The sequence below is a fragment of the Bacillus sp. JJ664 genome (assembly GCF_036962205.1).
Classification (GTDB): Bacteria; Bacillota; Bacilli; order Bacillales; family Bacillaceae_G; genus Gottfriedia.
The window spans coordinates 1-6,851 of record NZ_JBALMS010000221.1 but is presented as its reverse complement, the minus strand read 5'-3'; the positions used below and the strand labels follow the sequence as shown (position 1 = coordinate 6,851).

The following is a 6,851-nucleotide window of genomic DNA, read 5'->3' as shown; positions in this document are numbered from 1 at the left end:
ATGTATGTTACACTTTAATTAATTAAAAATTCAAAATATTTTTGGTTGTATACATATCTAGGAGGAATCTCGATGTATTTAGGATATTTTTTAATACTTTTGTCAGCGACAGCATTTGGTTTGATGCCTATTTTTGCAATTTATGCATATGATCATCAAGTTAGTGTAAATACATTGTTATTTCTACGATTCTCATTTGCTTCGATCATCTTTTTTAGTTATCTATTTATGAAGAAAGGTTTTGTTTCAATCACGAAGAAACAATTCATCATATTCTTTCTTCTAGGAAGCATACTGTATACTTTACAATCTAGTTTTTATTTTAGTTCGATCAAGTACATACCAGCATCTTTAGCTGCATTGATTTTATACTTATATCCTGTTTTTGTTGCAATCCTTTCATTTTTTGTTAATAAAGAAAAACTAACAAAATTTATGATTATTTCCATGATTATTTCACTTTTGGGTATTCTTTTAGTTTTAGGAACTCCAACAGATCATATGAATTTATTTGGCATTACTCTAGCATTAGGTGCTGCAATTGTATACTCAATTTATATTATTGTAGGTGGTAGAGTGACATTACAAGTACCACCTCTAGTGACAAGTGCATTTATAGCTTTGTTTGCTGCAATTTCATTTTTAGTTGTGGGTTTGACTACGAATACACTTCAATTTCATTTTAGTATTGTTGGTTGGTTATCGATTCTTTGCATTTCAATCATTTCGAGTGTTATTTCAATGGCATCTTTTTTTGCTGGCATTAGATTAATAGGACCAACAAAAAGCGCTATATTAAGTATGGTTGAACCAGTTATTACGATTATTTTTTCTACTATCCTTTTAAACGAAAATATGAAATTATTACAATTAGTTGGAGGAACGATCGTTTTACTTGGAGCTGCAATGGTTGTCATTACAAGTGAAAAGAAAAAATTGATAGAGAATAAAATGGAAAATCATTTGCAATATGATATGATAAATAATGAAAAATAATTTATTCAATAATATACGAAGTAGTGAGCTGCAAATGCGGCTCTTTTTTGTTTGAAAAGGAGTCAATGACATGTTCAAAATAAAGTTAAAAAACGATTTGATTGTAACCGTAAGGGAAGCTTCTAATGAGGACGCCCAATCAATTATTGATTTTTACAATATTGTCGGAGGAGAAACAAATTTTCTATCCTTTGGCGAAAATGAATTTAAAAGAGATCTTGATGAATATAAAACATTCTTAACGAATTCAAAAGAACAACAAAACACAAGCATTCTATTAGTTACATTAAATGAACAAATCATCAGTATTGCGTCAATTCATTCTAGTCAAGCAGCACGTACAAAGCATGTTGGAACATTAGGTATCGTTATAAAAAAAGAATATTGGGGATTACAACTAGGAAATAGTTTAATGGAATACCTAATTGAATGGGCAAAACAAAATACCATCACGAGAAAAATTCAATTGACGTGTAATGAAGACAATACTAAAGCCATTCGCTTATATAAAAAACTAGGTTTTGAGATTGAAGGAGTCATAAAAGAAGATACTTTTATTGATGGACGATACAATCATACTGTCTTAATGGGATTGTTTTTATAAATCCTTGATTGTATTTTATTTCGTACATGTTGTATTTTTTATTAATGCCTTTTTGTGAAAGGTTTGTTGCATTATTGGAGTTTCGCTAGCTAATGAATTTTCCAATAGGAACAAAGTCCTCGAACAGCTATATTAAATGTAAATAGGTGCTAAAGATGATAAAAGATTTGTTTTTAAATTTTTCGTTATTCATATTTTTCTTGTTTAGCTTTCATAGACTTCAAAATATATTACGGCAAAAATTTCCAAATAAGTTTCAAATTGTAGTGGGTATAATACATGGTATTTTCGGCATTATCTTAATTTTGTTTGGAATTCAAGTCTTTGAAATTAACATTTTAGATTTTAGACAACTAGCTATTATATCAGCAGTGTATTTTGGTGGCTTTAGAGCAGCTATTATTACTGCAATGATCATTGTAGCTTTTCGAATGTCTTACTTTGGAATTAATGAAGGGTCGATTTTTGCATTCATTACGATTTCCGTTAATGTGATCATTAGTGGATTCATTTCAAAGTTTGTAAAAAATTATTGGATTAAATGGATGTATATGATTCTATGCGTAATGATTCTAAGTAGTTCGTTCTTCATTTATCAACATATAAAATATTCATATCAACTTTTCCCAATCATGCCAATATGTGAAAGTTTTGTTTTGATTGGTGGTCTATTTTTAGCAGTGTTTATCAGCTTTTTAAATAGAAATGAAGAAATAAAGCTTGCATTAAAAGAAAGTGAAGAAAGATATAAAAGCTTAATTGAAACATCACCTGATGGGATTTTTGTTCATAAAAACGGAATCATCATGTTAGCGAATGAAAAAGCAGGAACATTATTAGGTACGGAAAAATCAAAGGATTTAATCGGTCTAAACATATTTCATTTATTAGNNNNGAAATATTTAGTCAATTTCGGGATTCTATCGCACAAAATGATATTAACTATACCCGTCTTGATGGAAAAGCAGTGGATCTATCATTCTCCGAATCTAATATTACTTATGAAACTAAAGAAGCGACCATGGTCGTTTTTAGAGATATCTCCGAGCAAAAAAAAACGGAAAGAAAATTACAACAAGCTAATAAATTACTTCATCAATTATCTATTTCCGATGGTTTAACAGGGATACCTAACAGGCGTTATTTTGAAGAAATGTATAAATTAAAATGGGAAGAGGCGCAAGCATCACAAAAACCGTTATCCCTGATCATTTTTGATATAGACTTTTTTAAAAAGTTTAATGATTCATATGGTCATTTAGAAGGAGATAAGTGTTTAAAGATTGTTGCGAATACCGTCTCTAAAATAATAGATGAAACTTCAGATTTCTGTGCAAGATTTGGCGGTGAAGAATTCATCGGAATATGTGATACGGATAAAAAGGGAGCATACATTATTGCTGAAAAGATACGGAATAGTGTATTAGACCTTCAAATTCCGAATATGAATTCAGGTGTAAATCAATTCGTTACTATTAGTATAGGTGTCGTGTCATTGGTTCCTAATATATCGATGAAAATGGAAGATGCAATCGATTACTCTGATAAAGCATTGTATACTGCGAAATTAAACGGAAGAAATCAAGTTCATTTCTATCATATCGAAAATGAAATATTTGCCTAATACGAGAAAAAAATCCTTGTGAGCTATATGCACAAGGATTTTTTTATAGTTTTTAGAAGCAAGTAAACGATCTAATACGGTTTGTATCAATACCAAAGTATGACCAGAAAAATCCGAACCATCTAAAACCCGCAACTGATCGACGTCCTACAAATGTCGGGAAAAACCAAAAAGCTTCGCCATTATTTAGCCATACGTAAGTATTTCTAAATCGACAACCTGCAATTGCTCCAGGATCTATTGCAAATGCACTTGCACTTGATTGTTGAGGTACAAATGATGGTGGTGGGGATGTTGGTGCACCTTGTTGCCCGCCGCCTGGATGTCCTGGAAACTGTCCTCCAGGATGGCCTGGAAATTGACCCGGTTGACCAGGGAATCCTGGAAACACTCTATAGTGTGGATAATAATCCATTCATATCAACTCCTTCGTTATCAATCTTTATAAAGTATGAGAAATTGGGTGCGATTGTTTGGGCGAAAGGTTAAATAACTATATATTATTACGCTTTCGATAAAAATTAGATTACAATCAAGATAACAATACATAGAAAATTGCATACAATTAAACTTTCGTGTTAACACACTTAAGGAGGTAAATTTCATTGATAAAAGTTGTTCTTTTTGATTTAGATGGTACACTTTTAAATCGTCACGCATCACTGATCCGGTTTATAAATGCTCAATATAAACGGTTTACTAAATATTTCTCACATATTTCAATAGATACCTATCGTACAAAATTTATAGAATTAGATGATAGAGGGTATGTATGGAAAGATCAAGTATATAAACAATTAATTGAAGAATTCGAAATTAAAGGTGTAAAGTGTGAAGAGTTATTGGAGGATTATATACAAAATTTTCATCTTTTCTGTGTACCTTTTCCGAATCTTTATGACATGTTACATGAATTGAAGCAAAAATCATTTAAATTAGGACTCATTACAAATGGAAAAGAACAGTTTCAAATGAATATTGTGAATAAATTAGGTTTAGAATCTCACTTTTCACTCATTTTAATTTCAGAAAAAGAAGGAATAAGCAAACCAAATCCATTACTGTTTCATCGTGCGCTAACATTTTTTGATGTACACCCAGATGAAGCAATTTATATTGGTGATCACCCTGAAAATGATTATAATGGAGCGAAAGATATTGGTATGAAAGTAATTTGGAAAAAAGATATATACTGGAACGACTTTCAACCGGAATTCCTGATCGATGATTTATTAGAAATTCCATCAATCATTGAACAGTTTTAATTAATTTAATCATATTAAACTAAGAAACTATGCTTATAAATTTTGAATTAATTATTACATAAATATTTTTAAAACAATTCTCAAACGGACCTTATATAAATAGGAATTAAGATTTATAAGTTAAAAGGAATTAAGAGTATACCTAACAGATACTCTTACCATGGAGAAAACGAAAAATTAAGTGATCAACGCAATTATCTTTAAAAAGAGGCTTCACATGCCAAATTGACTTTGTGACAGCCTCTTTTTAAGTGCTTATTAAATTGTTATTTTAATATTAATTGAGCAGATTTAAGAATTACTTAAGATTTATATAAGGTCCATTTAATTTTTTATGTTTAAGATTTACAATAGCTTTAAGACATTTACTCTTAAATTATTTAAACATGAAAGTTGGTTGTAAATTGTCAATACGTAAACGATTGATATTATCAAATATTGCAATGATTGTTATACCAATTATAACTTTTATTCTTTTACAAATAATCTTAGACATGTTTTTCCTCAATTCTTTTGATCCAACAGAAAGTGGGCAACGGACACATGCATTTTATTTTTTCCGTTTTGGTATCATCATCCCGATCTTTGCCATTACGAATGCATTACTGTCTTATTTTGTATCAAGAAGTATCATAAAACCGATTAGAGGCTTAAATGATGCTGCAAGAAAAATTCGAGATGGCAATCTTGATTTTCAAATTGAACCCTATCGTAAGGATGAAATCGGACAACTAGCACAAAATTTTGAATTAATGAGACAAAGCCTAAAAGAATCCGCCGAAATACAACAAAAGTATGAACAAAATCGAAAAGAATTAATTGCAAATATATCTCATGACCTTAAAACGCCCATGACTTCAATTAAAGGATATGTAGAAGGAATTCAAGATGGTATTGCCAATACACCTGAGAAAATGGAAAAGTATATCCAAACCATTCATACTAAAACTTTACACATGGATAATTTAATTGATGAACTTTTCTTATATTCGAAATTAGATTTAAAGCGTGTACCATTCCATTTTGAAGAAGTGAATATCCATCATTATTTATTAGATCGAATTGAAGAGTTGCAGTTTGATTTAGACAATATTCAAGTCATGATTACTTATGAAAATGTTAGCAAACAAAATGACATGATCGTAATAATGGAAAGAGAACAATTTAAGCGAGTATTTACGAATATGATCCAAAACAGTTTAAAATATATGGATAAGTCAGAAAAAAGTATATCGATAAAATTAATTGAAGAAAATGAAAAAGTGATTATTAAATGTACCGACAATGGAAAAGGAATTCCAGAAGAAGTTTTACCTTATATTTTTGATCAATTTTACCGTGTAGATCAGTCTAGAAATGCAATGAGTGGTGGATCAGGACTTGGACTAGCAATTGTAAAACGAATTATTGAAGAACATGGTGGACAAGTGTGGGCAGAAAGTGAAGAAGGGGTATTTACAAGTATTTATCTTACTTTAAATAAGGTCACTGGTAATAAGGAGATAGTATGAACAGAATTTTAATCATAGAAGATGACCAAAGCATTGCTGAGCTTCAAAGAGATTATTTAGAAATTGATGGAATGATAGTTGAAATAGAGACAAATGGTGAAATAGGCTTGAATAAAGCCCTTCATGAACAGTTTGACCTTATATTATTAGATATCATGCTACCGGATACGAATGGATATGAAATATGTAAAAAAATTCGTGAAAGTAAAGAGATTCCAATTTTAATGGTTTCAGCTAAAACTGATGATATTGATAAAATACGAGGCTTTGGTTTAGGTGCTGATGACTTTATTGTCAAACCATTTAGTCCAAGTGAGTTAGTAGCGAGAGTAAAGGCACATTTATCAAGATATAATCGTTTAGTCCAAAAGGATCAAAATGACAATCAATTACAGGTCGGGGGATTATTGATCAATCAACAGTCACGAAAAATTTTCGTTGAAGGAGAGGAAAAAATCTTTACAACTAAAGAATTCAATTTACTAACCTTTCTTGCTTCAAATCCGAATCAAGTGTTTAGTAAAGATCATTTATTTGATCGAATATGGGGTTTTGATTCAATTGGTGATAATTCAACAGTGACTGTACATATTCGAAAAATACGTGAAAAAATTGAAAAAAACCCTTCAAATCCAGATTATATAGAAACCGTATGGGGTGCGGGATATCTGTTTAAACCAAATATGTAAAACCGCTAAACAATAAAGTTTGGCGGTTTTTTTTTATTAATAAATGTATATTTTACAGATAGGAACGAATCTGATTTTATTTAAGAAAAATTTAAGGATTTAATAATAGTTGTTTTATATTTATTGATTATGATTTGAGACATAAAGTATTAATGGAGGAAT

Annotated in this window: 7 protein-coding genes and 1 pseudogene; 7 read left to right on the top strand and 1 reads right to left on the bottom strand. The window is 30.1% G+C overall.

What is annotated here, in order from left to right:
- Positions 1 to 72: 72 nt before the first annotated feature.
- The 4 genes from V7056_RS20490 (at position 73) to V7056_RS20475 (ending at position 3,224) form a co-directional block, all read left to right on the top strand.
- Positions 73 to 996, top strand: coding sequence for a DMT family transporter (locus V7056_RS20490; protein WP_499704232.1), 924 nt, complete (start codon positions 73 to 75; stop codon positions 994 to 996).
- Between the two features lie 70 nt (positions 997 to 1,066).
- A complete protein-coding gene (locus V7056_RS20485; RefSeq protein ID WP_499704230.1) occupies positions 1,067 to 1,600 on the top strand; it encodes a GNAT family N-acetyltransferase in 534 nt (177 codons plus the stop codon).
- Positions 1,601 to 1,755: 155 nt separating this feature from the next.
- Positions 1,756 to 2,721: a LytS/YhcK type 5TM receptor domain-containing protein gene (locus tag V7056_RS20480; RefSeq protein WP_499704229.1), complete on the top strand. Its 966-nt coding sequence runs from the start codon at positions 1,756 to 1,758 to the stop codon at positions 2,719 to 2,721.
- On the top strand, positions 2,622 to 3,224 hold the full coding sequence (locus V7056_RS20475; RefSeq protein ID WP_499704228.1) for a GGDEF domain-containing protein: 603 nt from the start codon (positions 2,622 to 2,624) through the stop codon (positions 3,222 to 3,224). Before V7056_RS20480 ends, V7056_RS20475 begins: the two co-directional genes overlap by 100 nt.
- A 52-nt stretch (positions 3,225 to 3,276) precedes the next feature.
- On the opposite strand, the gene V7056_RS20470 is transcribed toward V7056_RS20475, so the two are convergent.
- Positions 3,277 to 3,639, bottom strand: coding sequence for a collagen-like protein (locus tag V7056_RS20470; protein WP_499704227.1), 363 nt, complete (start codon positions 3,637 to 3,639; stop codon positions 3,277 to 3,279).
- A 190-nt stretch (positions 3,640 to 3,829) separates the two neighbouring features.
- Between V7056_RS20470 and V7056_RS20465 the strand changes: the two genes are divergently transcribed.
- From V7056_RS20465 to V7056_RS20455, 3 genes and pseudogenes are all read left to right on the top strand, one after another.
- Entirely contained in the window at positions 3,830 to 4,489 is a 660-nt protein-coding gene (locus V7056_RS20465) for an HAD family hydrolase (protein WP_499704226.1), read from the top strand.
- Between the two features lie 602 nt (positions 4,490 to 5,091).
- Positions 5,092 to 6,000 (top strand): annotated as a pseudogene (locus tag V7056_RS20460) (sensor histidine kinase); the annotation flags it as partial.
- Positions 5,997 to 6,689 (top strand): response regulator transcription factor, encoded by a 693-nt coding sequence (locus tag V7056_RS20455; protein WP_499704225.1) that lies wholly within the window; start codon positions 5,997 to 5,999, stop codon positions 6,687 to 6,689. The pseudogene V7056_RS20460 and the gene V7056_RS20455, both read left to right, overlap by 4 nt.
- The last annotated feature ends 162 nt before the right edge of the window (positions 6,690 to 6,851 follow it).

What these genes read in the sequence shown, in the direction of transcription:
- V7056_RS20490 (WP_499704232.1), top strand. Translation starts at nt 73, where the DNA reads ATGTATTTAGGATATTTTTTAATACTTTTGTCAGCGACAGCATTTGGT.
- V7056_RS20485 (WP_499704230.1), top strand. Translation starts at nt 1,067, where the DNA reads ATGTTCAAAATAAAGTTAAAAAACGATTTGATTGTAACCGTAAGGGAA.
- V7056_RS20475 (WP_499704228.1), top strand. Translation starts at nt 2,622, where the DNA reads ATGGTCGTTTTTAGAGATATCTCCGAGCAAAAAAAAACGGAAAGAAAA.
- V7056_RS20470 (WP_499704227.1), bottom strand. Translation starts at nt 3,639, where the DNA reads ATGGATTATTATCCACACTATAGAGTGTTTCCAGGATTCCCTGGTCAA.
- V7056_RS20455 (WP_499704225.1), top strand. Translation starts at nt 5,997, where the DNA reads ATGAACAGAATTTTAATCATAGAAGATGACCAAAGCATTGCTGAGCTT.